Origin of the sequence: Sphingobium cupriresistens, assembly GCF_004152865.1 — a bacterium.
Taxonomy (GTDB): domain Bacteria; phylum Pseudomonadota; class Alphaproteobacteria; order Sphingomonadales; family Sphingomonadaceae; genus Sphingobium; species Sphingobium cupriresistens.
On sequence record NZ_SEOO01000016.1, the window covers coordinates 1 to 22,460 of the forward strand.

The 22,460-nt window shown below is 62.8% G+C and carries 26 protein-coding genes; 22 read left to right on the plus strand and 4 right to left on the minus strand.

What is annotated here, in order from left to right:
• Positions 1-71: 71 nt before the first annotated feature.
• Both EWH12_RS10915 and EWH12_RS10920 read left to right on the plus strand, forming a co-directional pair.
• Entirely contained in the window at positions 72-767 is a 696-nt protein-coding gene (locus tag EWH12_RS10915) for a hypothetical protein (RefSeq protein WP_129926573.1), read from the plus strand.
• Between the two features lie 58 nt (positions 768-825).
• Positions 826-1,629 carry an N-6 DNA methylase gene (locus tag EWH12_RS10920; RefSeq protein WP_242496019.1) on the plus strand — a complete coding sequence of 268 codons (804 nt, stop codon included), beginning with the start codon at positions 826-828 and terminating at the stop codon, positions 1,627-1,629.
• 72 nt (positions 1,630-1,701) lie between these two features.
• On the opposite strand, the gene EWH12_RS10925 is transcribed toward EWH12_RS10920, so the two are convergent.
• Genes EWH12_RS10925 through EWH12_RS10935 form a run of 3 tightly spaced genes read right to left on the minus strand, consistent with a single transcriptional unit; the run spans position 1,702 to position 4,136 of the window.
• Positions 1,702-2,004 carry a HigA family addiction module antitoxin gene (locus EWH12_RS10925; RefSeq protein ID WP_129926574.1) on the minus strand — a complete coding sequence of 101 codons (303 nt, stop codon included), beginning with the start codon at positions 2,002-2,004 and terminating at the stop codon, positions 1,702-1,704.
• Entirely contained in the window at positions 2,004-2,285 is a 282-nt protein-coding gene (locus EWH12_RS10930) for a type II toxin-antitoxin system RelE/ParE family toxin (protein WP_129926575.1), read from the minus strand. The genes EWH12_RS10925 and EWH12_RS10930 overlap by 1 nt, the downstream gene beginning before the upstream one ends.
• Before the next feature lie 57 nt (positions 2,286-2,342).
• Positions 2,343-4,136 carry an ATP-binding cassette domain-containing protein gene (locus tag EWH12_RS10935; RefSeq protein WP_129926576.1) on the minus strand — a complete coding sequence of 598 codons (1,794 nt, stop codon included), beginning with the start codon at positions 4,134-4,136 and terminating at the stop codon, positions 2,343-2,345.
• A 185-nt stretch (positions 4,137-4,321) separates the two neighbouring features.
• Between EWH12_RS10935 and EWH12_RS10940 the strand changes: the two genes are divergently transcribed.
• The 20 genes from EWH12_RS10940 (at position 4,322) to EWH12_RS11040 (ending at position 20,439) form a co-directional block, all read left to right on the plus strand.
• Entirely contained in the window at positions 4,322-5,518 is a 1,197-nt protein-coding gene (locus EWH12_RS10940; RefSeq protein ID WP_129926577.1) for a DUF932 domain-containing protein, read from the plus strand.
• A 101-nt stretch (positions 5,519-5,619) separates the two neighbouring features.
• Positions 5,620-5,832 (plus strand): hypothetical protein, encoded by a 213-nt coding sequence (locus EWH12_RS10945; RefSeq protein WP_129926578.1) that lies wholly within the window; start codon positions 5,620-5,622, stop codon positions 5,830-5,832.
• A gap of 3 nt (positions 5,833-5,835) precedes the next feature.
• Entirely contained in the window at positions 5,836-7,545 is a 1,710-nt protein-coding gene (locus EWH12_RS10950) for a PRTRC system ParB family protein (RefSeq protein ID WP_129926579.1), read from the plus strand.
• A 40-nt stretch (positions 7,546-7,585) separates the two neighbouring features.
• Positions 7,586-8,005, plus strand: a complete 420-nt coding sequence (locus EWH12_RS10955; protein WP_129926580.1) for a PRTRC system protein E — start codon at positions 7,586-7,588, stop codon at positions 8,003-8,005.
• A 59-nt stretch (positions 8,006-8,064) separates the two neighbouring features.
• Positions 8,065-8,271, plus strand: coding sequence for a PRTRC system protein C (locus EWH12_RS10960; protein WP_129926581.1), 207 nt, complete (start codon positions 8,065-8,067; stop codon positions 8,269-8,271).
• 75 nt (positions 8,272-8,346) lie between these two features.
• Positions 8,347-9,438: a hypothetical protein gene (locus EWH12_RS10970; RefSeq protein ID WP_165363609.1), complete on the plus strand. Its 1,092-nt coding sequence runs from the start codon at positions 8,347-8,349 to the stop codon at positions 9,436-9,438.
• A gap of 7 nt (positions 9,439-9,445) precedes the next feature.
• Positions 9,446-10,282 (plus strand): PRTRC system protein B, encoded by an 837-nt coding sequence (locus EWH12_RS10975; protein WP_129926583.1) that lies wholly within the window; start codon positions 9,446-9,448, stop codon positions 10,280-10,282.
• Positions 10,279-10,938, plus strand: coding sequence for a PRTRC system protein A (locus tag EWH12_RS10980; RefSeq protein WP_165363610.1), 660 nt, complete (start codon positions 10,279-10,281; stop codon positions 10,936-10,938). Before EWH12_RS10975 ends, EWH12_RS10980 begins: the two co-directional genes overlap by 4 nt.
• Positions 10,928-11,740: a PRTRC system ThiF family protein gene (locus EWH12_RS10985; RefSeq protein WP_129926584.1), complete on the plus strand. Its 813-nt coding sequence runs from the start codon at positions 10,928-10,930 to the stop codon at positions 11,738-11,740. Before EWH12_RS10980 ends, EWH12_RS10985 begins: the two co-directional genes overlap by 11 nt.
• Before the next feature lie 26 nt (positions 11,741-11,766).
• The gene (locus EWH12_RS10990) at positions 11,767-12,000 is read left to right on the plus strand and encodes an antitoxin (RefSeq protein ID WP_129926585.1); all 234 of its coding nucleotides are present in this window, start codon (positions 11,767-11,769) and stop codon (positions 11,998-12,000) included.
• A gap of 3 nt (positions 12,001-12,003) precedes the next feature.
• Entirely contained in the window at positions 12,004-12,405 is a 402-nt protein-coding gene (locus EWH12_RS10995) for a type II toxin-antitoxin system VapC family toxin (protein ID WP_129926586.1), read from the plus strand.
• A gap of 221 nt (positions 12,406-12,626) precedes the next feature.
• Positions 12,627-13,934, plus strand: a complete 1,308-nt coding sequence (locus EWH12_RS11000; RefSeq protein WP_207212388.1) for a hypothetical protein — start codon at positions 12,627-12,629, stop codon at positions 13,932-13,934.
• A gap of 18 nt (positions 13,935-13,952) precedes the next feature.
• Complete coding sequence (locus tag EWH12_RS11005; protein ID WP_242496020.1) at positions 13,953-14,522, plus strand: hypothetical protein; 570 nt, start codon at positions 13,953-13,955, stop codon at positions 14,520-14,522.
• Between the two features lie 153 nt (positions 14,523-14,675).
• Positions 14,676-15,137, plus strand: coding sequence for a hypothetical protein (locus tag EWH12_RS11010; RefSeq protein WP_129926587.1), 462 nt, complete (start codon positions 14,676-14,678; stop codon positions 15,135-15,137).
• A complete protein-coding gene (locus EWH12_RS11015; protein WP_242496021.1) occupies positions 15,079-16,110 on the plus strand; it encodes a DUF5983 family protein in 1,032 nt (343 codons plus the stop codon). Before EWH12_RS11010 ends, EWH12_RS11015 begins: the two co-directional genes overlap by 59 nt.
• 191 nt (positions 16,111-16,301) lie before the next feature.
• Positions 16,302-16,571, plus strand: a complete 270-nt coding sequence (locus EWH12_RS11020) for a hypothetical protein (protein ID WP_129926588.1) — start codon at positions 16,302-16,304, stop codon at positions 16,569-16,571.
• A 215-nt stretch (positions 16,572-16,786) separates the two neighbouring features.
• On the plus strand, positions 16,787-17,989 hold the full coding sequence (locus tag EWH12_RS11025; protein ID WP_129926589.1) for an ATP-binding protein: 1,203 nt from the start codon (positions 16,787-16,789) through the stop codon (positions 17,987-17,989).
• A gap of 9 nt (positions 17,990-17,998) precedes the next feature.
• Positions 17,999-19,282: a hypothetical protein gene (locus EWH12_RS11030; protein WP_129926590.1), complete on the plus strand. Its 1,284-nt coding sequence runs from the start codon at positions 17,999-18,001 to the stop codon at positions 19,280-19,282.
• 39 nt (positions 19,283-19,321) lie between these two features.
• Positions 19,322-19,528, plus strand: a complete 207-nt coding sequence (locus EWH12_RS11035) for a hypothetical protein (RefSeq protein WP_129926591.1) — start codon at positions 19,322-19,324, stop codon at positions 19,526-19,528.
• Positions 19,525-20,439 carry a hypothetical protein gene (locus EWH12_RS11040; RefSeq protein ID WP_207212389.1) on the plus strand — a complete coding sequence of 305 codons (915 nt, stop codon included), beginning with the start codon at positions 19,525-19,527 and terminating at the stop codon, positions 20,437-20,439. Before EWH12_RS11035 ends, EWH12_RS11040 begins: the two co-directional genes overlap by 4 nt.
• Before the next feature lie 509 nt (positions 20,440-20,948).
• Here the strand turns inward: EWH12_RS11040 and EWH12_RS11050 are convergent.
• A complete protein-coding gene (locus tag EWH12_RS11050; protein ID WP_129926593.1) occupies positions 20,949-22,433 on the minus strand; it encodes an FAD-dependent oxidoreductase in 1,485 nt (494 codons plus the stop codon).
• Between the last annotated feature and the right edge of the window lie 27 nt (positions 22,434-22,460).

Sequence of the window (22,460 nt, forward strand, 5' to 3'; positions counted from 1 at the left end):
CCGGCAGCTTCACACCGAACCGTTACCAGTCCCGCATGTGCCGGTAGGCTACTGATGACGGAACATCAGGTTTGATTCATGAGATAACTCCTTTCAAACAATTACTTAAGCGACTTCACGTCGCACGCGGCAATTTCCATTATCAGGGCGATCTCTACCGCGCTGGCGAAGACCTCGCCTCCCTCGCCTCCCGTATAGCCCGGCATCTCACCGACCAGTTTGTAGAAACGCGTTTCGCCGTCACAACCCAGAAGTTCGCCGGCGGCCGCAAGATCCTCGCGGAGATCCTCGATGCGCCCGGTGATCTGACCGCGCGCGATGACCAGAATGCGTTCCTGACCAAGGTGCGCGATCAGATGGAACGCTTCGGTTATACGCGGTCGAACCTGCTGCAGGACTTTCATAGCTGCTCCTTCTTCTGCGAGGCGCGCATCGGTCGGGCCTACTGGTCGGCGCTCGCCAAAAGGCTTGGGTCCAGGAACCCCGTCGAACCGAGCCTGTCGCTTGCCGCGTTCAAGAAGCGCGTGAAGCCCGGCGACAGTCTGAAGCTGCTCGATGCACCCACCGGTCACCGATCATTGGGGACGACACGCCTGATTACACAGGTTCGTTCGGGCGACCTCATCCTGGAAGGACGTTCTTATCTCGCTTTCCCGAGAGCGTCCGCCTTCGCCTGCGACGGCAAGCTGGTGCGCATATCCATCGGCTCGGACGATGACCCGGATGCCCATCTGCTGTACGAGTGGCAACGGCAAAAGGCTGCCTGAACCGTGACCTTCCTCACCAGGGATCCAAAAGCCTTGGGCTTTTTCGGTGCCCTGCGCCATGCATGAACCTCATCGCAAGGCGATGTCGAGCCTGCTGAAACGCTGCCAGCCGCGCCATGACCTCTACACAGTCTTCGGACACTGCATGGAGGCTATCGCGATCGCTATCGCCAACAGCGTGGACCTGCGCCAACGCGAAAGGCGCGAGACCCGCTATCTCGAAATCGTCGCAAAATACGGCGCGGACATTGTCGCGACCTTTCCCCGGATCATGGGCGAACTTGTCATGGCCCTGGAAAGCGAACTCGGCGATGTATTGGGCGCCCTGTTCCACGATCTCGAACTGCACAACAAGGCGAGGGGGCAGTTCTTCACGCCCTATCCCCTCAGCCGAGCCATGGCCGACATGCTTCTCGGCGATCCGGCAACGATGCGGGCCACCATCGAGGAACGCGGATATCTCACGGCAATGGAACCGGCCTGCGGCTCGGGAACCATGGTCGTCGCGCTCGCCGATGCGCTGCGGACGCAGGGCATCAATTATCAGCGCCACCTCCACGTCACCGCGATCGATATCGACCCGCGCGCCATTCACATGGCCTATGCGCAATTGTCCCTGCTCCACGTCCCGGCCCGCCTGATCGTCGGCAATTCCCTGTCGGGCGAAATCCAGGAACAATGGTTCACGCCTGCGCATATCCTGGGCGGATGGACGGCGCGGCTCGCTTCACAGCCCAGCCGCAGGACAGCGATCGAGACGATCCCGCCCGTGACACCGGTTCAATCCAAAGCCGTTCGAGAAAACGATGCAGCGCGCCCGAACGCCCCGTTTGCGATGCCGCGTCAACTCAGCCTCTTCTGACGTCCTCACGCAGCGCTGCTAAGGGCAGATGGCTCATTTGCCGTGTTGAACTCCTATCCGATGTCCGCTGGATCAAGCCGCCGTGGCGAGCGCTGTAACCTTGATTTCGTCCTCATGCCCGCGTGCCTGGGCAAGATCATAGGCGCCCTGCATCCGCATCAGAGTTTCCGCCTTGAGGCCAAAAGCCTTCTCGAAGCGGATGGCCATATCGGCCGTCAACCCGGTGTGCCCGTTCAGCACATTGCTCAGATTCTGGCGCGAGACACTGAAATGCCGGGCCAGCTCCTTCACGTTGACGCCGTGCGGATCAACGATCTGCCGCTTGAGCCAGGGGCCCGGGTGCACATGGATCGAGGGATGAATCTTGATAGCCATCAGTGATAATCCTCCAGATCAAGATCAGCGATACTGTTCTCATCGGCCATGGTGAATGTCAGCCGCCAGTTCTTTGTCACCGTCATGGCATAAGTGCCTTTGCGGTCCCCGGTAAGCGGATGGAAGCCGAAGTTCGGCGGTACAACCAGTTCATCGAGGCCAGATGCCGAAGCGATGAACGCGATCATATCGATGATACGCTCAGCCTCGATCAGACCTTTCACGCTTCCCTTTTCGACCAGTTTGCGGAGCGCCTTATGTCTGATGCTCTCGATTTCCATGTGTCAACAGATAGGCGACACGGCGCTCCGTGTCAACCGATCATTGACACGGCTGTGCTACTCCTGTCCGGCTCCATCGAGGGGTGACCCGAGACCGTCGAGCACGGTGGTCGACTGCGCTGAAGGGGCCACCATGTCCCAGAGCTCCCGGTACGAGGCGTCCCGATCCATCAGTTCTTCATGGAGTCCGCTAGCGGCCAAACGGCCGCCTCGCATGAACAGCACCTGATCGGCTGCCTGCGCTGTCTCCAGACGATGCGTGATCATGATGAGCGTTGTCGCATCGTCGGTACGGCGTCGTAATGTCGCGATTGCAGCCGCCTCGCTGCGCGGATCGAGCGCAGAGGTGCTTTCATCGAGGATCAGTATCGGCACCTGCACACCCGCGAGCCGGGCAAGTTCCAGCTTCTGGATCTGGCCTCCCGACAGACGCTCTCCCTGTTCGCCCAATTCCAGGTCCAGATCGAGCGGTCTCCCGGACTCATGGAAGCGCCAGCGCCTCAGCAGCGCCTCGACATCGTCCGCCTGCCGGGTCGTGGGAGGATAAAGGACATTGTCTCGCAACGATCGATTGAACAGGCCGATGAATTGCGGAGCATAGAGGACGTACCGATGCCGCTCGCGCCATGGAATCGTCGCGATATCGACGCCTGCAACCTCGACCTTGCCCGATATGGGGGTGAGTACGCCGGCCATGATTTGCGCAAGCCTCGATTTGCCCGAACCATTGGGGCCGACGATTGCCACGAAGCGGCCGGGGCCGATACGCACAGAGATATCCGAGATCCCTGGCATGCCCTCGCCATAGAAAAAGCTGGCCGCCCGGAGCCTCACCTCTGCGCTGCCGACTGGGGTTGGCGGCAGGCCTTCGTCGTCGACCGCAACCTGGCGCAACCCCATAACATCCCGAATATTGGCGATCGCGACGCCGGCCTGTGCGAGAATATAGCCCAGCGAACTGAGCGGAACCGTCAGCCGGAACGCGTAGGTTTGCAACAGGATGAAATCACCCGTTGTCATCCTGCCCTGCGCAACGTCGAGACCGGCGAACAGCAGCAGCACCGTGAGACCCAGGCCGACGATGCCGAACTGCAGCACGGCCATGACGGTGAGCGAGCGATACATGCGCTGCGCGGCGCCGCGCTTCACCGACAAGATGGATTGCGCATCAAGCAGTTCCCGATCGAGAGCGCCGTTCAGCACCACACGGCGAGCGTTGCGCACAAGATCGCCGATCGTGCCAGAGACGCCCGACGCGGCCGCATTGGTAGCGTCGGCATGGATCCGATGCCAAACCGCCCCGATCCAGGTCGCCACGATGAAGCCACCGAGCGTGGCCGCGAGAATCAGCACATAGCGCGGGGGAATGAGCCCGGCGACCACCGCCAGGCTGGCGACCGCCTGCAGGACCACCGGCGCCATTCGCCAGAGCAGGCCTTCGACAACCAATGTCAGGCTAAAGGGCAACCGTTCCAGCATGCCGGGCACCCGGCCACCCTTGCTGTCCCGCGCCGCGGTAATGGCCGGCAAGGTCGAGCCAAGCGCATCGATCGTGAAGCGCCGCGTCAGCGCCTCGACCATGTCCGCAGTGCAGGCGAGCCGGGCGGTCTCGACAATGGAGGCGCCTGCCCAGCAGCCTACGAACGCCACGACATAGAAGGAGAGATGAAGGGCATTGCCAGCCCGGCCATCCAGCGCGTCGATCAGCAGCTTGAGGGCATAAGGGCCAGCAACGCCCATGATGATCACCATGGCCTCGAGCGCACCCGCCCGCATCAGGCTTTGCCTCGTTCCCAACGAGGCAGAGACCATCAGCCGTCCAAGCTCGGCCAATATCCTCAATGTCGTCACGGCAATGGCTCCTGGCAATCGATTGATCAGCCAGAAGGAGGACTTGGAACGCGGTCGCCATCCTAGCGCGAAAGCAGGGCGTTGCGAAGCGATGATCGCGAGGCGGCAGGAAAGGAAAGGGGGGAACGGGAATGTGACGGGGGCGTGGAGCGCCCGTCGATCTTCATCCCAAGGAGACGGTTCCCATGGCGACCCTTGCCCCCATGCACGACAGCCCCCGCGTCAATGCTCGCTATCGTATCGATGTGTCGCGCGGCCAGATGAGCAGCCGCGTGTCATCCGAATGGTTCTCGCGTCCCGACGACGAGAAATTCCTCTCGCTCTCCAGCCTGCACGACATGGTACGCCGCCGCGCCGAACGGTCCACGACGCGCATCGTCGAGAGCCGGGCGATCCGCGTCGAGGCGAAAAGCGACAATCCCGAACGTCTCATGCTCATCGCCCCAGGTGACGAGTGCCCCATAGCCCCGACGAACTGGTCGTTCGGCCAGGTCTCCAGCCTGGTTGGCGCGCCGGCTTCCTATCTGCGCCAGCTTCCGGCCGCGCTCGCCGGTATCAATCTCCAGCACGGCCTGCTCACCCATCGCGGCGAACAGGTCAAACTCCTCCAGACGCAGGATGGCCGCAGCGAACTGCGCGCGGCTACCGGGGCCGAGTATGGCAGGATCTTCGACCACGAGCTGGTTCAGGCGATCATGGCATTCGCAGGCGATGGGGTGGGCGACACCCGCTGGAAAGTCCCGGGCACGATCCAGTGGGGCTCCATGACCTACAATCCCTTCGTGGATATCACGAAGGATACGACCACGCTCTATGCGTCGGACAGGGATGTCTTCGTGTTCCTGGTCGATGACACGCATCCGATCGAGGCCGGCAAATTGCCCAATGGCGATCCCGATCTCTACTTTCGCGGCTTCTATGCGTGGAACAGTGAGGTCGGCTCCAAGACGCTGGGGATCGCGACCTTCTACTTGCGCGGCGTGTGCGCCAATCGGTGCCTGTGGGGCGTCGAGAATTTCGAGGAAGTGAACATCCGCCACTCGAAATTCGCAGCCGCCCGCTTCGCGCACCAGGCAGCGCCCGCGCTCGAGCACTTCGCGGAATCCTCGCCGCAGCATTTCATCACCGGCATCAAGGCGGCGCGCGAGCGGATCGTCGCGCGCAAGGACGAGGACCGCGAGACCTTCCTGCGCAAGCGTGGCTTCTCAAAGGCCGAGACCACGAAGATCATCCAGACGGTGCTGGCCGAGGAGGGGCATCCGCCCGAAAGCCTCTACGATTTCGTCCAGGGCATTACCGCTGTCGCCCGCGGCAAGCCGCACCAGGACAGCCGCCTCGAACTCGAGGTCAAGGCGAAGAAGCTGCTCGCCCAAGCCCTCTGACCTGCCTGGCCTGAACGCGCCGTAGCAGCACCACCGCAATCCCTTGTTTTCCGTCCCGTTCACCGAACGAGGCGGACGATCGCTCATGAAAGGATAAGGCCATGCGCGCCCAATCCCACGCTTCCCTGCACGACTTCACCGTGGACATCGCCTTCTTCAGCGGGGGTGAACAGTATGCGACGCAGAGCTACACGCTTCGCGCATCGACCTGGTTCAGCGCCGAGCAGCAGGCGCTGCAGATGTCGATAAACAGCGTCTACGACAATCCGCGCATCCCCGACCTCAGCCGGTCCGCCACCGTCCGTTCGGTCTGACCCATGACCCGCGCCCGGCTCCATCACACAGGGATCTCCGCCTTGATCTCAGCACCATCAACACCGCCCACCACGCTGCCGCTCTCGCGCATCCTGGCGGGCTATAATCCCCGACGCTATTTCGACAGCAGGAAGCATGGCGAACTCGTCGCCTCGCTGCGCCTGCGCGGCATGCTCCAGCCCATATTGGTTCGTCCGGCAAGGGACGCCGACGACCGCTATCTCATCGTCGCCGGCGGCCGGCGCTACAGGGCCGCCCTGGAAGCTTTCGGACCTGACGGGGAGATACCCGTCGTTATCCGCGAGATGACCGATCAGGAGGCCCTGGAAGCCGCGATCGATGAAAACGACGTGCGCGACGATGCCTCGGAAACCGAGCAGGCGGACGCCGCCGTGCGTGTCCTCGCCGCCTGCCGGGACGACCGCGCCGAAGCGGCCCGCCGGCTCGGTTGGTCGAAAACCAAACTCGATCGCCGACTGGCGCTCGCCGGCCTCTGCGAACCGGTCAAGCTCGCGCTCGACGAACGCCGGATCAAGGTCGGGCATGCCGAACTGCTCGCAGCCGTCCCTGCCGACAAGCAGGAGAAGGCGCTGGAGACGATAATTGCCTCCGGCCTCGACGTCGGGAAAACGCGCGATCTGCTGATGCGGGTCACGCAAAGCCTCGCCGATGCGTGCTTCGACAAGAAAGAATGCACCACCTGTCCGTTCAACTCGGCGGCGCAGCGGGCTCTGTTCGAAACCCATATCGACGAAGGACACTGCACCAACGCCGGTTGCTTCGAACTCAAGTCCCAGACCGCCGAGATGATCCGCTTCGAGGTGGAGGAATGCGCGGCGAAGGTAGCGAGGGCCACGGGGGCGCCCGACGACGATCATGGAGAGGATGCCGATGATCCCGACGATGTCGGTGATGATGACGAGCATGATGACGCGATCGACGGCTCCACGCCTCGATCCAGCCATCTCTCGCTCGATGACGGCGCAGCGACCAAACCGACCGGCAATCGCCCACCCGCAGGCATCGCCCCGATCCGTGGTTCCGGCGCGAAGACCCAGGCACAAAAAACCACTGATATCGCCAGATCCATCGCCAACCGCACAAGGGAAGTGCGCGAGGCTGCGTGGCGCACCGCGCTTGCCCGAGCGCTGGCCGCCAATAGCGCGAACGCTCATATTGCGATCCTGGTCGCGGCGATGACCGGCACGCTTTGCGAGATCAAGGCCGAAACCCTGAAGGCGCGCGCCGGGTTGCTGGTTGGCACGTCCTTCCCCGAGCTCGACTTCAGCGCGAAGATCATCGCGATCCGCGAACTCCCGGATGCTCAGGCGATGACCATATTGTCCGCGATCGGGGCTGCCTACGCCAAGGATGTGGCCAGTTTCGACCATGTCGCGGACCTTGCACAGGCCTTCGACGTCGATCTGCGCGCCACCTGGCACGTCGACAAGGGGTTCCTCGAACACTTCTCCAAGGACGAACTCAGCTTCATCGCCCGCGAATGTGGCCTGGTGCCGCATATGGGCGAAAAGGCGTTCGCCAGGCTGCTGGGTTCGAAGAAGAACGACCTCGTAGCCGGCATGCTGAACGCGCTCGGCTTCGCCTGGGCCGGGCGCCTTCCGGGCGCCATGACACTCGATGGCCAATATGGCCCGCCACCGACCGCTGCTGCTCGCGAGGCACAAGCTTCAATCCCCCAAATGGCTGCCTGAAGCGGCCTTTTCCCATCCTCACAGCAAAGGACCAATCGCGATGCTGATCACCTGCCTGCTTCCGCTGCTCAGGCGCTATTCGCTGGGTTTCGACCTCGTTGCCGGCCCCGACGATACCGTCACCCTGGCCGTGATTCCCCGCAAGCCCGATGGCGCGGCCCATAATCTGGAAAGCGGTGAGGCCCGTCCGATCTCGATCACGGCGAGCGCGGCAGAGATCGATGCCGAACTTGCCCGGGGAGAGGGCGGTTCCCTTGGCGAACTCGTTGCCGCGCGCAAAACCCTGGCCGACCAGCTCGCCGAGCAGCGCGAGGTGGCCGAAGCGGCAAGGACCGCTGCCGCCGAGGCAGCAAAAGCCAGGGTACCCGCCGCCAAAGCTCCGGGCAGGGTCACAAAGACACCGGCACCCACCAGCCCGCCGCAGGACGCCAACGCCGATGAACCCACCAGCCTCTGGTAAGGAGCTGGCTCGCTATCCTGCCCCAGAAAACTTGCCTGCAACCCAGAAGGGATGATCCCATGCAGATCCAGCATCTCACGCAAACCTACCGGTACGAGGGTATCGATCTTCCGGTTCCGCCGCATCTGGCCGAAGACGCGGCGGGCCTGCGCGCCTATCATGCGACGCTCTATCCCGCGATCCTGAACGCGCAAGCGATCGATGCCGGCATATCGGGCGCAGCCCATATCATCGAGTATCGCCGCGCAGTCGGAACCAAGGGCTGAAAATGCCTCGCTCGAAAAGCGCGGCCATCCCCGCCGCTCCGCGCAAAACCCTCCTCGACTGGATCGAGACAGACGATGGCGACCAAACCGGCCTCAACCGACCTGCCTGCAGCAGGCAAGCCCAGGCGCTCCACGCGCGGCTTCACCTCGACGCCCAGGCGGACAGTGAAGCGAGCCCTGGACCGCTCCAGCCCCCTGCCGGCCTGCATCTCGCCCCGCTCGGTTGAGCTTGCCGGCCGATCCGTTGCGATATCCTGCGATGTACCGGTCCTCTTCGACGCGCCGCTGGCGCCGCATCACAAGCTGATCGGCCGCTGGGTCGCACTTCAGCAAGGGCTCTCGAGGCATTTTACCCGGCCGCAGGCACGCCAGCATATCGAACGGGTCTTCGATGCGGCCGTCCACGAAATCCTCGACAGCGTTGAACTTGCCGATCTGCGCATCGCCGTCCTGCACGGCGAGGAATGCGGCCCGCCGGCCATCGCGATCATTTGCGAGAGCCTGGGGCAACTGGACCTGGGATGGATCGAGACCAGCGATGCTCCCATTCCCTGGCGGGCCAGCGCATACCGGCTGCTCGAGCAAACGCTCATCCTGGCTCTCCCGGTGTTCGACTATGCCTATCTCATCGACGAGATGGCAATGTACTACTGGGACGGCGAAACCGACGACGAAGGCGCGCGCCAGGCCCTCATTTATTATCACGGCGCCGACGATGAAGAGATCGATGATTCCATGCTGCCGTCCGCGATCGATGCACGGCGACCGGCCTGGATGATCGGCACCAACGGGGCACGGCCCCGGGCGCTTCCGCCCCTCTTGCGCAAGGCCCTGAACAGGGTCCGCACGGCGCACAAGGCTCTGCGCAGCTTCGATCCGGAACGCCGTGCATGGCAGCTCGATAGAGACATTCTCTATGAATATGTCCCCGGCATCGAGGAATGCTCGATATCGCTGCCGCTGACACTCGTGCCGATGGAGCAATTCGCGCGAGAGCTCGACGATATCGGCCGCCACGGCATGGAAATGGGTTTCATGGACTTTGCCGGCATCTGTCCGCTGCCCGATGCGACCTGCATCGATGACTGGTTCGCTTCGCTGCGGCTCGGCGCGCAATTTCTTGCCGCGGTCCAGGATCTCATCTTGCTCGACCCCGATAGTCTGTGAGGACGCAATGCCTGACCATAGCACTCTCTTCGAAGCGACGGGCGCGGGGCTGGTGCTCACCAACGCCATCCTGCTTTACCGCACGGCGACGGCGCGGGGCGCCCACTACCATGATAGCCGGCACCACGCAGCACCCGCGTTCGCCAGTATCCATGGGATCGAGCAGGGCGACGATGGCCAGCCCGTGATCGCCGCGGGCACCTCTCTGACCCGAGCGCATCTGCGCCAATGGAGCGAGGCTCTGGGGCGAACCGCCAAGCCCGAATTCCTGCCGGACAATATTCTGGTCGCTCATCCCGATATGCTCGCATGGTGGCGGCCGGCACAAGTGCGCGGGGCGTATTTCGCACTGTCGAACCCTCCTGCGGGTCTGCGGCTTCTGTCCGCCAGGACGGTCGTGCAGGTTCCCTATCCCGCACATCTGTTCATCGCCACGCGGTCCGGCCTTGGCGTCTATGCCCTTGGCGCGAGTGAGCGCCCGACTGCCGCTACCCCGCTGCTCCACTCGCCGATCCTCAATGTCTTCGTCAACGGTCGCCTTTGCTGGGGCGACATCCCCAAACCCAGGCTGCTCTCCATCGCCTCGATCCCGCAATATGAAAGCGCGGTATTCGACTCCTGGTCGACCCACCCCAATCCCGGCCAGGAACGAACCGTCACCGGCAAGGGCGGGCTCGTCAGGCTCTGGGACAGTCTCGCTGCCCGCCAGGCTACCCGATTTCCTGTGAAGCGGCTCAAACCGTTCGGCGCCGCCGCTCGCGCGCAGCGAGGACGCCCGATGGGAACCGGCGCAGCCGACACGATCACGGTGGCGAGCCTCATCGCGATGAGCTCGAGGTCATGACGATGCTCGCCGACGATCTGACAGCCGCTGCCGTCCTGGCCGCCATGCCCTGTTTCCCGGTCCCGCCGCACGGCACATCACCTGCCATCGAGGCGCTTCGCGCTGCCCGTGCCGGTCATGGCCTTGCCATCGGCGCGGACGGCATGATGCTCATCCTGCGCCGACCATGGCTTGCGCTCGACGTGCCCGTCACGCCGCCCATCTCCGCTTATCTTCCCTATGGCAGCATCGGCACGCCCAGAGCCGACTTGCGCTGTGGTCTCATACCTCGCGGCCATATCGAGGAGATACTCGACAATTTCCGGGCCAGCCTACCCAACGAGCAAGGCGCCTTCATTCTCTGGAATGAGACGACCAGGGCATTCGCGGTGCATTTCCCCGACATCGACCAGGCCACGCCCACGCGTCTCGTCTACCGCCCTCCGATCCTGCAGCCCGACTGGCATGTCATCTGTGACATCCATAGCCATGGCGCGGGTCCCGCATTTTTCAGCGCCACCGACGACAGCGACGACGCCCACGCCACCAAGATATCCCTGGTCTTTGGCCGGTTCGGGCATCCAGACGGCCCGTCAATGGCGGCGCGCCTGTGCGCAGGCGGCATGTTCCTTGCCTTACCGCAAAGCCCCTTCGCAGGAGATCGACATGCAACCTGACCTCCGCAGCCGCCACTATCTGCCTGCGACCTTCGACAATAGCGCGATCAGGATCCTGCTGGTCGGCTGCGGCGGAAACGGCGCGCAGATGCTGATGGGCCTTGCCTCGCTCGATACGGCGCTGCGCGCCATTTCGTCGCGCTCGCTCGACGTCACCGTGGTCGACGACGATATCGTTACCGAGGCGAACCTTGGCCGCCAGCCATTCTATCGGTGCGACCTTGGCAATTCAAAGGCGCGCACCCTGACCGAACGGATCAACCTCGCGCACGGGCTTGCCTGGAAGGCCGTTCACGGCCGCGCCCCAGGCGCCATCCGCCTCGACGACACCGACCTCCTCATCACCTGTGTCGATACCGCCTCGGCCCGGCGCGCACTGGGCGCGGCGCTCGAAAATGGCCGCGCCACGCCCACCTACTGGATGGACCTCGGCAATCGCGCCAGTGACGGCCAATATCTGATCGGTTGCCCGCGGCGCACGGCCGCTGACGATCAGCACCGTCTTGCGACCGTGCTCGAAGCCTTTCCGGAACTCGCTGACGAGAGCCTGGCCGAAGACGACGCCCCGTCCTGCTCGGTCGCCGAAGCGCTCGACCGCCAATCATTGTTCATCAACCGCGTTCTGGCCAGTCACGCGCTCGCCCTTCTGTTCGATCTTCTCGGGCGCGGTTCGATCGGACACGCCGGTGCCTTCATCAATCTTGTCAGCGGTCAGACTGTCGCCATCCCGTTTACCTTCTCGGGCGGCATATCAGTTAAAAAGGCCGAAGAAGCGATTACCTCGCAATCCGGGCTTGCATAGGCTATGTCATATGCCAAGGAGTCGCCATGAACCTCGAGCGCCACGTCAAACTGTTCAAGAATGGTCGTAGTCAGGCCGTTCGCATTCCCCGTGAGTTCGAACTTCCGGGAGAGGATGCCATTATCCGCAAGGAGGGATCGCGCCTTATCATCGAGCCCGCCCGGCCGCGCTCGCTTCTTGCCGTCCTCAAGACATGGGAACCGCTCGATGAGGACATCGGTCCGATCGAGGACCGTCCTGCCGAGCCGGTCGATATCTGACCTATGTTCCTGCTCGATACCAACATCCTGTCGGACCTGATCCGGCAGCCCGATGGCATGGTGGCTCACGCTATCGCCAAGGTCGGAGAAGATGCGGTTGCGACCAGCATCATCGTTGCCGGCGAATTGCGCTATGGCGGAGAAAAGCGCGGATCGCCGGGCCTGCAAAGCAGAATCGAGGATTTACTGTCCCTCATTCCGGTGCTGCCGCTCAAGCACGATGCCGATGCATGCTATGGACGTCTGCGGACGGAGCTTGAGCGCCGCGGTACGCCGATCGGCGCTAACGACATGTTGATTGCCGCCCACGCTCTCGCAATCGGCGCGACCCTCGTTACGGACAACATCCGCGAATTCGAACGCGTTGAGGGTCTGAAACTGGTGAACTGGCTTCGAGCCACCTGATTCCAGGCCGGCACACGACCATGCGATGGAATGCATGGGTCATACACGGCCGATCTGGTTCGCAATAGTCGCGAGTAGGAAGGCGGAGGGGGAGGGTACAGGTGATCCCATGGAGATCGCCCCATGCTCATCCCATACAACCAGTCCAGGCACATTCACCTTTGCCGTCTGCAGCAAACGCCTGACGCATTCGCTGCCGCATCGATGCCGGATCGTACGGCATGACCGCCAATTCTACCCCATTCGATCCGGCAGATGCCACCTGTTGGATCGCCCATGGCCGCCGCCCCGAACATGCAGCGCTGCTGGCAGCGGTATGGACCGACCTTCCAGACCTGCCCTCCGATGTGCCGCTCGCTGCCCGCATGGCTCGTAGCCGCGCCAGGGTCGCAGCACTGCGACCATTCAACGACGCGATCCGCGAAGAGGCCGAACGCGAGAGACAGCGGGCAAACTTTGCCAGCATCGAGAGGCGAGTCGCGAATAACGCAGCCGAGCCCTTTGACCTCGCGATCCTCCATGGTCAGGCCCATCATGGCTATGACTGGGATACTTCGGTCCGCTATGCGCAAGCGCGCTATGCAGCTGAAGCAGGCTGGCAGCCGCGCGATTTCTCTGCTCCGCCGGGTCAAACCACGCCTGCCTACGCCCAGGGGTTTCGCGATGGTGGCGGCCGTTTCGATGACCTGTTCGACGTGGCCAGACGCTCTTACGCCGCCGCCGCACGCGAGGAGATCTTGCCGACAGCACCCGCCCGTCCGCAGCTTGCAAGACCGCTTCCTAGCAGTTGGCCGATACCGACCGACACACCGCGCCCCGTACGATGGTCCAGACGCATGCTCATCATCGGTACGGCCTTGGAGAACGGCGCCGCTATGCTTGACATGCTACAGTCCCACCCAGGGCACCGTGAGCTGAGAATAATCATAGCCGCGGCCGGGCACGGCTTCCAAGCATGGAATGCGGCTCCCAACCCGGAAATCAAGCAACCGGCGGATCAATTGCGCGCATTGCTCGCAGGGAGCGAGCACGATGATCTTCTCATCGTCGCGCATGGTGAAGATCTCACCTGGATCGACCGGCACGCCAATATTCTCCCGCTTTGCCGGACCATGGAACGAACACGCAATTCCGCCATCCAACAACGTGCGCAATTCCGCGTCTGGCTCGAGCGCGGTTTCGATGCCGGCGAAACGATAGCGAGCGGCCATATCCGCTGGTCCAAGATGGCAAAGGGCCTGTCCGGACGGCTTGGTGAATTCGTGACGCGCTATGCAGGACCTGAGGGGCCTCGCCGTCATCGGATAATCGTGCAACTGGCCGACGGCGTTCTCGCTACGGGCTTCATGACCCCGCAGGGGGAGCCGCTGCTGCCCGAGGCGATCATCTCCAACAAGGCCCATCTGCGCAAGGAAATGACGGCCATGCTGCGCCGTTTCGCCGCAGCAATCCCGCAACCCGGATCAAACGATACCCCACCGCCCGCGAACGAGATCGATAAGGCGCGCCCCGAATCCCTGGTCCCATAGCATCTTGATGAGGTCACAATGAAGGACAGTACCCTCCTGCCTGTCAGGACGAGCATCGATGCACTGGCGATCCACCAAGCGGAACCCCGGTCAAACCGGGCTGAGGTCCGCAACCCGGTGCTGGCGCTGCCCGCCGCCCGCATTATCGCGGCTCTGGAACCCGACGCCCGTGCGATCCTCGCCTTTCTGCTTCGGGACCTTCAGCATGACGCCCGCCAGCGAGCCGACCGAAGCTGGCATGGTCACAAGGCCGTCATGGCGAGCTACTGGTCGGCCGTCGCCGTCTATAGCGGTCACATATCCCGGGTCGTTCACAGGAGAGGAAGCCGCGACAGGCTCTCGATGGTCCTGCGACAGTCCGGATTTCCCGATATAGACGCTCGAGGATGGGCCGAAGCGTCGCGGCTCTATTGCCAGCGTCGCGAATTGAGCGACGAGGGCGCCAGCCGGTTTCCCGAAGCGCACCTAATGCTGGCGGGAAAGGTGGTCGCACGGATCAGCTATAACGGCCGGATATGGCTTCCCGGTATATGGCGGCCTGGCGACGCCCCCATCTACGACAATCAGCATGGCCGTTTCGCCGCGTAGCAGCTCTGTACCGGCTATGCCGACTGTCGGCCGTCCCGGCTTCTTTCTCGATCCGCGAGCCGCGCATCGCCAAACCATGAAGGGGAGGGAGGAGGCGTGTGCGAGGGCCTGCCCGGACGGCAGCGCCCTTCCTCTACCGAAGGAAGCTTCCCCATGGAGATATTCACCAGCCGTGCACGCCTTTCAGGATCGGTGCCCTATTATTCCTATCGTACACTTGTTCGCCTCGACGACCTCGATCCCGCGCGCCGACATCGTGTCCCTGTTCTCCACGTTGCAACATCGCAGCGCCGCATCCCATGCGCACGGATTGCGGACGTGATCGCGCCCGATCGCTGGGTCGAGCGACATCTTGCTGTCCCTTGCGGACTGGCCGCGAGGCTCGGACTCGTCGCGCGACGGCTCGAAGCGATCCTCCTGCGATCGAACTTTCCCGAGATGGTCGCCTATCTGACGCCTCCCATGCTGCTGGTGGAGCACGATCCGGGAAGCGTCGTCCACCAGGGCACCATCATCGACATCAACGGCAGTTTCGATTGGCTCACGTCGCGCATCGATGACTTCAGACCCGAAGATCTCGACCTGCGCGAAACCCACGGACGCTGCGCAGCCTGAGGTGGGAGATCCGCTCATGACCAGTTACACGCATATCGATCTCGAGACCGCCGCCTGCCTGTGGGAGGCGGTGCTGCATCTGCGCGACATGCCCGTCACCGATCCGGACGCGATCACGCGGGCCATGACGATCCGCAAATCCTGCAATGAACTCGGCACCGCCACGCTGCGGCTCATCGTGGTGGGTTGGACCTCTGCGGTCGAAACCGCTTGGCGCAACGCGAACGATACGGACCTTTCGTCTTTCGACTGGGACTTCGTCCCGCAATGGATTTGCGATACCATCGACTGGTCCGATCCCCGCAACCCGATTATCCGCCACGGGATTTCCGGAATTGCCAAGACCCCATGCAATTCCATCCCGCAACCTGGCGACCCGGCAATTCCGGTACCGGGTGACCGCGGCTCTCGCCCACGGGGGGCGACCGACCTCCATGCCGCCACGATCCTGCATCGGCATGGCGCCAATATCCACGCGGCGATTGACGAAGCCACGCTCGATGCCGAGCTCGCCGCATGGTGCCGGATCTGGTGGCAAGAAATTCGCGATGACCGCGATCCGCTCTCGCTCGACGACGAAGAGGTCATCAGGGCCTATTTCGAGCAGCATTCCTCCGACAGCCTGGTCAAGGACAGGGCGCAAGTCACGTTCCCGCTGTTGCCCACGGACGAACCCGAGCCATCGCTCGAGGAAGGTCGCTATTGCGTCCTCTCGACCGCGCACCTGACAGTCCATACCGCCAATCTCCTCGACAAATGGGCAACCTGGCCTCCGACCGATCGCCCGATCGATATCGCCGCCTCGACATATGGCTGGTTCGTCCCCGCACGGCCCCTTGACGATGATCGGCGTGGGCAACTCCCCGAAGATCTGTTGCGGCTCATCGATTTCGGACGGGATCGTGCCTTCCAGTTCCTGCTGTTCGACTGCGACGGCGAAAGAGCGGACGAACTGCCGGTTCATGACTGGTGAGAGACCTTCGCCCGGGGGCCATGACGATGCCTTCGCGAGCTACTGGCTGTCCGACCATGAAAGCCGCCTGAGCTTGCCGCCGCAGCCGTCTTGCGCTGCATATCATCGATTGCGCGCTGCAGCACATGAAAGAGGAGCGGGAGGGAAGGGGCGCAGGATTGAGATTGTCCCTTCCACAAGGAGTTGTTCCCATGTTTCAGCTAGCCCGCCAGCTATACGCAGACACGCTGCGTCGATTGCACCGAAACCCTTCAATCGAACGCCCGAACCCATCCATCGCAATGCGATGCAGAATTTGCGGAAGCGACGACGTCATGCGCGATGCCTGGGCACAGTGGGACGAAAATGCCCAACAATGGGCACTCGGATCGATGTTCGACGCCGCCTTCTGCAATCTCTGCGAAGCCGACACATCATTGGCCGAGGTACCGCTGGCCTCTCTCAAGGAGATGCCTGCCTGATCCCAAGGCGCATCGCCGAACATGAGCGGCTTGCGCGTTTCGCGGACAGCAATCCGCGCCCACGATGCCGATCGATTGCGCGCCAATAGCTGATTGCGATGCTCCATAGGGCGCGCGATCCGGGCGCCCGCGCATCCCATCACCTCCTACCAATTTCTCCCTTCGCCAACATTTCGGGCCGCCGTCCCGCGCGGCCGTACAAAGGAGTGCGCCTGATGACCATCGCCGCCCACGCCTTCGTCCGCGACGTCAAGGTTCCCCTCGGACACGGCTCTACCGGACCTCTTGAACTCAATCTCGGCAGGCTGATGTCGGGGCGCTGCCTCATCCAGGGATCGTCCGGGGCGGGCAAGAGCCAGACCCTGCGCCGGATCATCGAGGAGGCCTTCGACTACCTCACCACCATCATCGTCGATCCGGAAGGCGAATTCGCCAATCTCGCCCACCATATCGGAGCCACCACAGTGGCCGCGCGCGACTATGCCAATGACGGCCTTACCGCGCTGGCGCTGCGCAGCCGCCAGCATCGTATCGCGCTCCATCTCGACCTGAGCGATCTCGAACCCGATCACCGCATCGAAAAAGCCGCCTCCTTCTTTGCCGGCCTCCTGTCGGCTCCACGCGATCATTGGGCCAATACCGTGCTGGTGTGCATCGACGAAGCGCACCTACTGGCACCGCACATGGCAGCATCGGCACGCGACGCAGAGACCCGCCGGCTTGGCGTCGCAACACTGACCGATATGTGCGCCCGGGGCCGCAAACGCGGGATCGGTACGATCATCGCCACGCAGCGTCTCGCCAAGCTCGCAAGCTCGGTAGTCTCCGAACTCCACAATCACCTGATCGGCCTCAACATCTTCGACCGCGACGTCGCGCGTGCCGCTGACCTGTTAGGCTTCGGCAGCGATCAGGCCGCATTGCTTCGCCAGCTCCCGCCCGGCGAATTCTTTGCCTTCGGTCCGGCGCTGACGCCAGCTCCCGTCCTCGCCAAGATAGATCCGACGATCACGCCGCATATCGGTCGTACGCCCGATCTTGTGGCGGCCGCCGATCTCGATCCTGCCCAGAGCCGCAGCTTGCTCGACCTTGAAGCCCTGCGTGAAATGTCGCCGGCAAAGCCAGGACAGGTGGCCTTGCGCGGTGTACGCGCGCTCGATGCCTTCCTGCTCGATCCGGCAGCGCCTTATGCGGCCCGCATCGTCGCGGCGCTTGGCAATATCGCACCCAATGCCACCACGGCGGACGATCTTTCCCGTCATCTCGCGCTGCCGGCAAACGATGTCGCCGCCGGCCTTGATCTACTCGCCGCGATCGGCGCATCGGACACCATGCCGCGCGGCGACACACGCATTGCACGGCTCTCTGCGCGGCTGAGACTGCGGGTCGTCGATACGCCCGTCGTCGGTTTGGCCTGAGTACGCGCCATGACCCGTACACATTGTGATCTCGACGCCGATATCGTCGAACTGGCCGCCTTCGTACCGGAAGCCGAGGCACGCGAGACCACGCCGCTGGCCGAAATCGCCTTTCGTGCCGATGCATGGCTTCCCGGCGAAACCCAGCAATTGAAGGCGGCCTTCGTCCAGGACCATGGGCTCGACGAGATCGCCGGGCTTCTTGGCCGCTCTCGAACCGCCGTGGCGACGCGAATCCATGACTTGGGGCTCCGCCGAAATTCGAGGCGCAATTGGTGCGATTGGGAAGACGAGGAACTGGCGTGCTGCTACAGCAATGAACCAACCGCAACACTGGCGGCCCGTCTGGCACGCGGCGTCAGTGCGATCTACGCCCGGGCGAAACTTCTTGGTCTCAGCGAACCAGCCGCCCAGCCCTATAGTGCATGGGAGGACGTGCAGATCCGGGCCGGCTATACGCGCGGCGTTCCCGTCGCGCAGATTTCCGGCCTCATCGGACGACCGCTAAGCGGCGTCATCTCGCGCGCATCGATGCTGGGCCTGCGTCATGCCTGCCAGCCGGACGACTGGAGCGATACCGAGACAGCACGCGCCCTCGCACTCGCCGCCACAGGCGCGCGCTATATGGCCATTGCCCAAATGCTGGTTGAAGAAGGCTTTCCCGAGCGCAACAGCCGTAGCCTGGGCCAGCACCTTCGCAAGCTCGGCTATGGGCGAGGCTGGGGACGTGCGTGGATCGCCGAAGAGGATGATCTCCTCCGCCACGCCTATACGACAGGCGCCAGTCTGACGCCGCTGCGCAAAAGGCTCGGCCGTTCTTCCCATTCCATCCGGTGGCGTGCCGAAGCCCTGAAGCTTCGCGGTACGCATGTCCGCCGCGATGGATTTCGACAGGGGCCGGTCTGGACTGCACAGGAGGAAGCGCGTCTTCGCGCCGATTATGGCAAAATCCCGACGCGCGAAATCGCCGAGACACTGGGACGTGGGCTTCGTGCCGTGCTCTACCGCGCAAACCATCTGGGCCTCGTCCACGGGTTTATGCGCCCGTTCGGCAGTGATGAAGACCGGGCTATCCGAAACGCCTGGCTCCATGGCGTCTCGATGGTCGATGTCGCGCAGGCGCTCGGCCGCGATCCAGCGGTGATCGGCAAGCATGCGGCGCGGCTAGGCCACCGGTTCAATGATCCCGCGCGGCCAAGCCGGGGACCGCGAACGCGCCGGGCCAGCCGCACACCGGTGACCTTGGAAAGTCTCCTCGCTCTCGATCCACCCGATCTGCCGATCGCGGCCTGATCGATTTCCATTCCCGGTCAGCTCCCTCCGGAGGTCCCCATGGCTCTGTCAGTCCTGCCCGCCTGCCTCTCACCGCTGAGAAGCCAATTATCCTCCTTCGATCGAGCCTATCGAATTGCGCTGAACCTGCGGCGAGCAACCGGCGTTGCTCATTATGTCGTGCACGGCATCGCGCCTTTCCAGGCCTATCGGGTCACGACACAGCCGCCGCCATGGCCTGACCGCTGGCTGGCGATGGTGGCATGATGATGGCGCCACGATCGCCCGTCGTCGTGGCCTGGGGCGCCGGCACCAATTCCACCGCCATGATTATCGAACTTGTCCGGCGCGGCGAAATCCCGGACATGGTCCTGCTGGCCGCCATGCCGGAACAGCCACATACACGCCGGCTCATCCCGATATTTCGCCAGTGGATGGACGAACATGGCGTACCCAATGAGATCGTCGAATATCAGGCACGTTTCTTCAAGCATTGGCCACCTTATGGGTCGCTGCTCGAGGCGTCCCTGACGAATGGCACCTTGCCCTCGATCGCATTCGGGCTTCACAGCTGTTCGTCTCGCCATAAAATTTCGCCTCAGGACAAATGGGTCAAGGCCTGGCCGCCGGCGCAACATACCTGGGCGCATGGCGAGAAGGTCATCCGCCTCATTGGCTACGATTGCTCGGCACGCGACAACCAGCGCTATGCTCATCGTGCTGGGCATGTCGATCCGCTATTCACTTACCGATATCCTCTACGAGAATGGGGTTTGACTCGAGAGGATTGCGAGCGCATTATTTTCGATGAAGGCCTTCCAAGCTTTTATAAAAGCTCATGTTTTTTCTGCACGGCGATGCAGCCGGAGGAGGTCAGGGCACTAACGCGCGAGGAGTTGCGCCTCATCGTTCTTCTAGAAGCCCGCGCTGCCCCGCGGTTGAAAACCATTGAGGGACTATGGCGCAAATCGACACGTAAAAGGCCCGGATCGATGACCGCCTTCATTCGTAGCGAGCAACTGCTCGATGAACATGAAATCGATCATATCATTGCGTCGGCTCCCTTGGACCTCCTGGCTTTTCAGCGCGGTGCCGCGACGATTTCGCCCGAAATGCGACCCCACATGCGCGAATGGCTGGACCGCTTCAATGCGGGTCTCGCTCATCGTGCAGCATGACGGCTTAGATTTTACCTCGCTCGCCATTCACGATGTCGCTGCCGACGGAAAAAACGCATGTTTTTGATGCGTTGCAGCATGAGCTTGCAAGGCAAAAACATTGTGATAACCTTCCTCCAGACATCCTGAAACCTGCCCGCCACAGATCCCCAACCTGTGGTGGGCCGTTTCCGCTTTTTTGGCGATCGGTGACGACAAGGACGCCGATATTCCTCACCATCAGCCGTGTTACCTCCAAGCTCCATGCGTTCCTGATATACCGGCGCTGAAATTCTCCGAACCAGGGAGGGACGATCGTGCAGAGCACGGAGCAGTCGCATCGAGGGTCTTGCCCTTCGCGGCCGCAACATGCATCATACCGATGGTCGCGGAGATCAAATCACCCCTGTGACTTGATAACCCAACCCACGGCCGCTTGCGCACCCGAGGGGGGCAGTCTGGGGTTCTAACGTCGTCAGGGCCGCGACAGCGCAGGAAGGCCCGCCACATGTTTCACGCGCTGGCGACCGTCATGTCGACGGCGGCGGGATAACACTCTCCAGATAGGCCTCCAGCCGATCCTGCTGATGGGCGACTGTTCGAGCGCCCACATAGCCATCCGGACGTATGAGCAGTGCCTCGCCATTGCAGAGCCCAAGCCCAGAATCCGGATCGGTAATGGCCCCGCCCGGTCCAAGGCTCCAGACATGCAATCCTGGCCGCGGACTCACTGGCAGCGCCTGCTGGCTACTGCCCACGAGCAATGTCCAGTGCGGACCACGCATCAGGTCGAACAATCGCCGTGTCTGCCCACCGGCGCCCCGCAGAACAACGTCCGGCATGCGATCACCGGCAGTGGGGCCAGACTTCGCTTCGACAGCGTCCAGCGCGAGCGATAATCCTCGGTAGCCAAGGTCGAGTTGTCGGACTTCACGCCCCCGCACCATGTTCCCTCGCTTTGCCTGTTCCAGCAAGACCGTCGACAGACCCAGCATGGCGGCCGCGATCGGCCGGCGTTCCTCCTCGTAGCTCTCCAGAAGCGGGCAGGGTGCTCCGCCAAGGACGGCCGCCAGTTTCCACCCGAGATTATAGGCATCCTGTACGCTGGTATTCAGCCCCTGGCCCCCGGTCGGTGGATGAATGTGGGCCGCGTCTCCGATCAGCAGAATACGGCCGACCCGATATCTGTCGGCAAGGCGTGCGTTCATGACATAGGCTGAAGCCCAGGAAATCGAGAAGACCCGCACATCGCTTCGGCCTGTGCGCTCACCGAGCATCCGGTTCAAACCTTCGACCGACAGATCGACATCGCCATTAAGGGGAACGGGCGCCTGAAGCTGGAACAGATCGGTCCCGGCAAGCGGACACGCAGAAATCTGCCAAGCCATGTCGCCTTCATTGAACTGGTGCCAGACATCCCGGCTGAGCCCGTCAAGCATGACATCGGCCATCATGGCGCGAACTCCCAATGTTTTGCCGGGAAATCCTATACCAAGCGCGTCGCGTACATAGCTGCGGCCGCCATCCGCCCCGACGAGATACCGCGCGCGGATCGTTTCCTCCCCGTCGGTTCGCGCGATCCGGGCGGTAACGCCGTCCTCATCCTGCGTAAACGCAATCAACTCGCACCCGAACTCGACCTGCCGCCCGAATTCGGCGAGCCGCTCGCGAAGGATGCGCTCTGTCAGGAACTGAGGGACCATTAGGGCCGTCGTGTACGGCTCGGCCGTTGTCGAAGGCTGCTCGGTAAACATCTCCTTGTCGATAAAGCTGCCGTCGTCCCGATATTCGCGCAGCGGCGGGTAAACGCCGCCTATGGCCATCAGTCGGTCGATGACGCCGAGATCCTCGAACACCTCCTGGGTCCGGGGCTGAATGCCTTTGCCCCGCGAACCGGTGAATGGGGCCTCGCGCTTTTCGATCAAACGAAACGACACGCCGCATCGCGCCAGGTCGATCGCAAGCGCAAGGCCGGCCGCGCCCGCGCCGCAGGTCAGCACGTCAATGGTCCGCATATTCCACTTCCTGCAAATTATGTGTAT

Coding starts and splice junctions, on each gene's coding strand:
- EWH12_RS11005 (WP_242496020.1), top strand. CDS start 13,953: ATGAAGGACAGTACCCTCCTGCCTGTCAGGACGAGCATCGATGCACTG.
- EWH12_RS10940 (WP_129926577.1), top strand. CDS start 4,322: ATGGCGACCCTTGCCCCCATGCACGACAGCCCCCGCGTCAATGCTCGC.
- EWH12_RS10925 (WP_129926574.1), bottom strand. CDS start 2,004: ATGGCTATCAAGATTCATCCCTCGATCCATGTGCACCCGGGCCCCTGG.
- EWH12_RS10955 (WP_129926580.1), top strand. CDS start 7,586: ATGCTGATCACCTGCCTGCTTCCGCTGCTCAGGCGCTATTCGCTGGGT.
- EWH12_RS11000 (WP_207212388.1), top strand. CDS start 12,627: ATGACCGCCAATTCTACCCCATTCGATCCGGCAGATGCCACCTGTTGG.
- EWH12_RS10960 (WP_129926581.1), top strand. CDS start 8,065: ATGCAGATCCAGCATCTCACGCAAACCTACCGGTACGAGGGTATCGAT.
- EWH12_RS11025 (WP_129926589.1), top strand. CDS start 16,787: ATGACCATCGCCGCCCACGCCTTCGTCCGCGACGTCAAGGTTCCCCTC.
- EWH12_RS10950 (WP_129926579.1), top strand. CDS start 5,836: ATGACCCGCGCCCGGCTCCATCACACAGGGATCTCCGCCTTGATCTCA.
- EWH12_RS10930 (WP_129926575.1), bottom strand. CDS start 2,285: ATGGAAATCGAGAGCATCAGACATAAGGCGCTCCGCAAACTGGTCGAA.
- EWH12_RS11015 (WP_242496021.1), top strand. CDS start 15,079: ATGACTTCAGACCCGAAGATCTCGACCTGCGCGAAACCCACGGACGCT.
- EWH12_RS10985 (WP_129926584.1), top strand. CDS start 10,928: ATGCAACCTGACCTCCGCAGCCGCCACTATCTGCCTGCGACCTTCGAC.
- EWH12_RS10920 (WP_242496019.1), top strand. CDS start 826: ATGCATGAACCTCATCGCAAGGCGATGTCGAGCCTGCTGAAACGCTGC.
- EWH12_RS10945 (WP_129926578.1), top strand. CDS start 5,620: ATGCGCGCCCAATCCCACGCTTCCCTGCACGACTTCACCGTGGACATC.
- EWH12_RS10990 (WP_129926585.1), top strand. CDS start 11,767: ATGAACCTCGAGCGCCACGTCAAACTGTTCAAGAATGGTCGTAGTCAG.
- EWH12_RS11020 (WP_129926588.1), top strand. CDS start 16,302: ATGTTTCAGCTAGCCCGCCAGCTATACGCAGACACGCTGCGTCGATTG.
- EWH12_RS11035 (WP_129926591.1), top strand. CDS start 19,322: ATGGCTCTGTCAGTCCTGCCCGCCTGCCTCTCACCGCTGAGAAGCCAA.
- EWH12_RS11050 (WP_129926593.1), bottom strand. CDS start 22,433: ATGCGGACCATTGACGTGCTGACCTGCGGCGCGGGCGCGGCCGGCCTT.
- EWH12_RS11030 (WP_129926590.1), top strand. CDS start 17,999: ATGACCCGTACACATTGTGATCTCGACGCCGATATCGTCGAACTGGCC.
- EWH12_RS10970 (WP_165363609.1), top strand. CDS start 8,347: ATGGCGACCAAACCGGCCTCAACCGACCTGCCTGCAGCAGGCAAGCCC.
- EWH12_RS10975 (WP_129926583.1), top strand. CDS start 9,446: ATGCCTGACCATAGCACTCTCTTCGAAGCGACGGGCGCGGGGCTGGTG.
- EWH12_RS10995 (WP_129926586.1), top strand. CDS start 12,004: ATGTTCCTGCTCGATACCAACATCCTGTCGGACCTGATCCGGCAGCCC.
- EWH12_RS11040 (WP_207212389.1), top strand. CDS start 19,525: ATGATGATGGCGCCACGATCGCCCGTCGTCGTGGCCTGGGGCGCCGGC.
- EWH12_RS10980 (WP_165363610.1), top strand. CDS start 10,279: ATGACGATGCTCGCCGACGATCTGACAGCCGCTGCCGTCCTGGCCGCC.
- EWH12_RS11010 (WP_129926587.1), top strand. CDS start 14,676: ATGGAGATATTCACCAGCCGTGCACGCCTTTCAGGATCGGTGCCCTAT.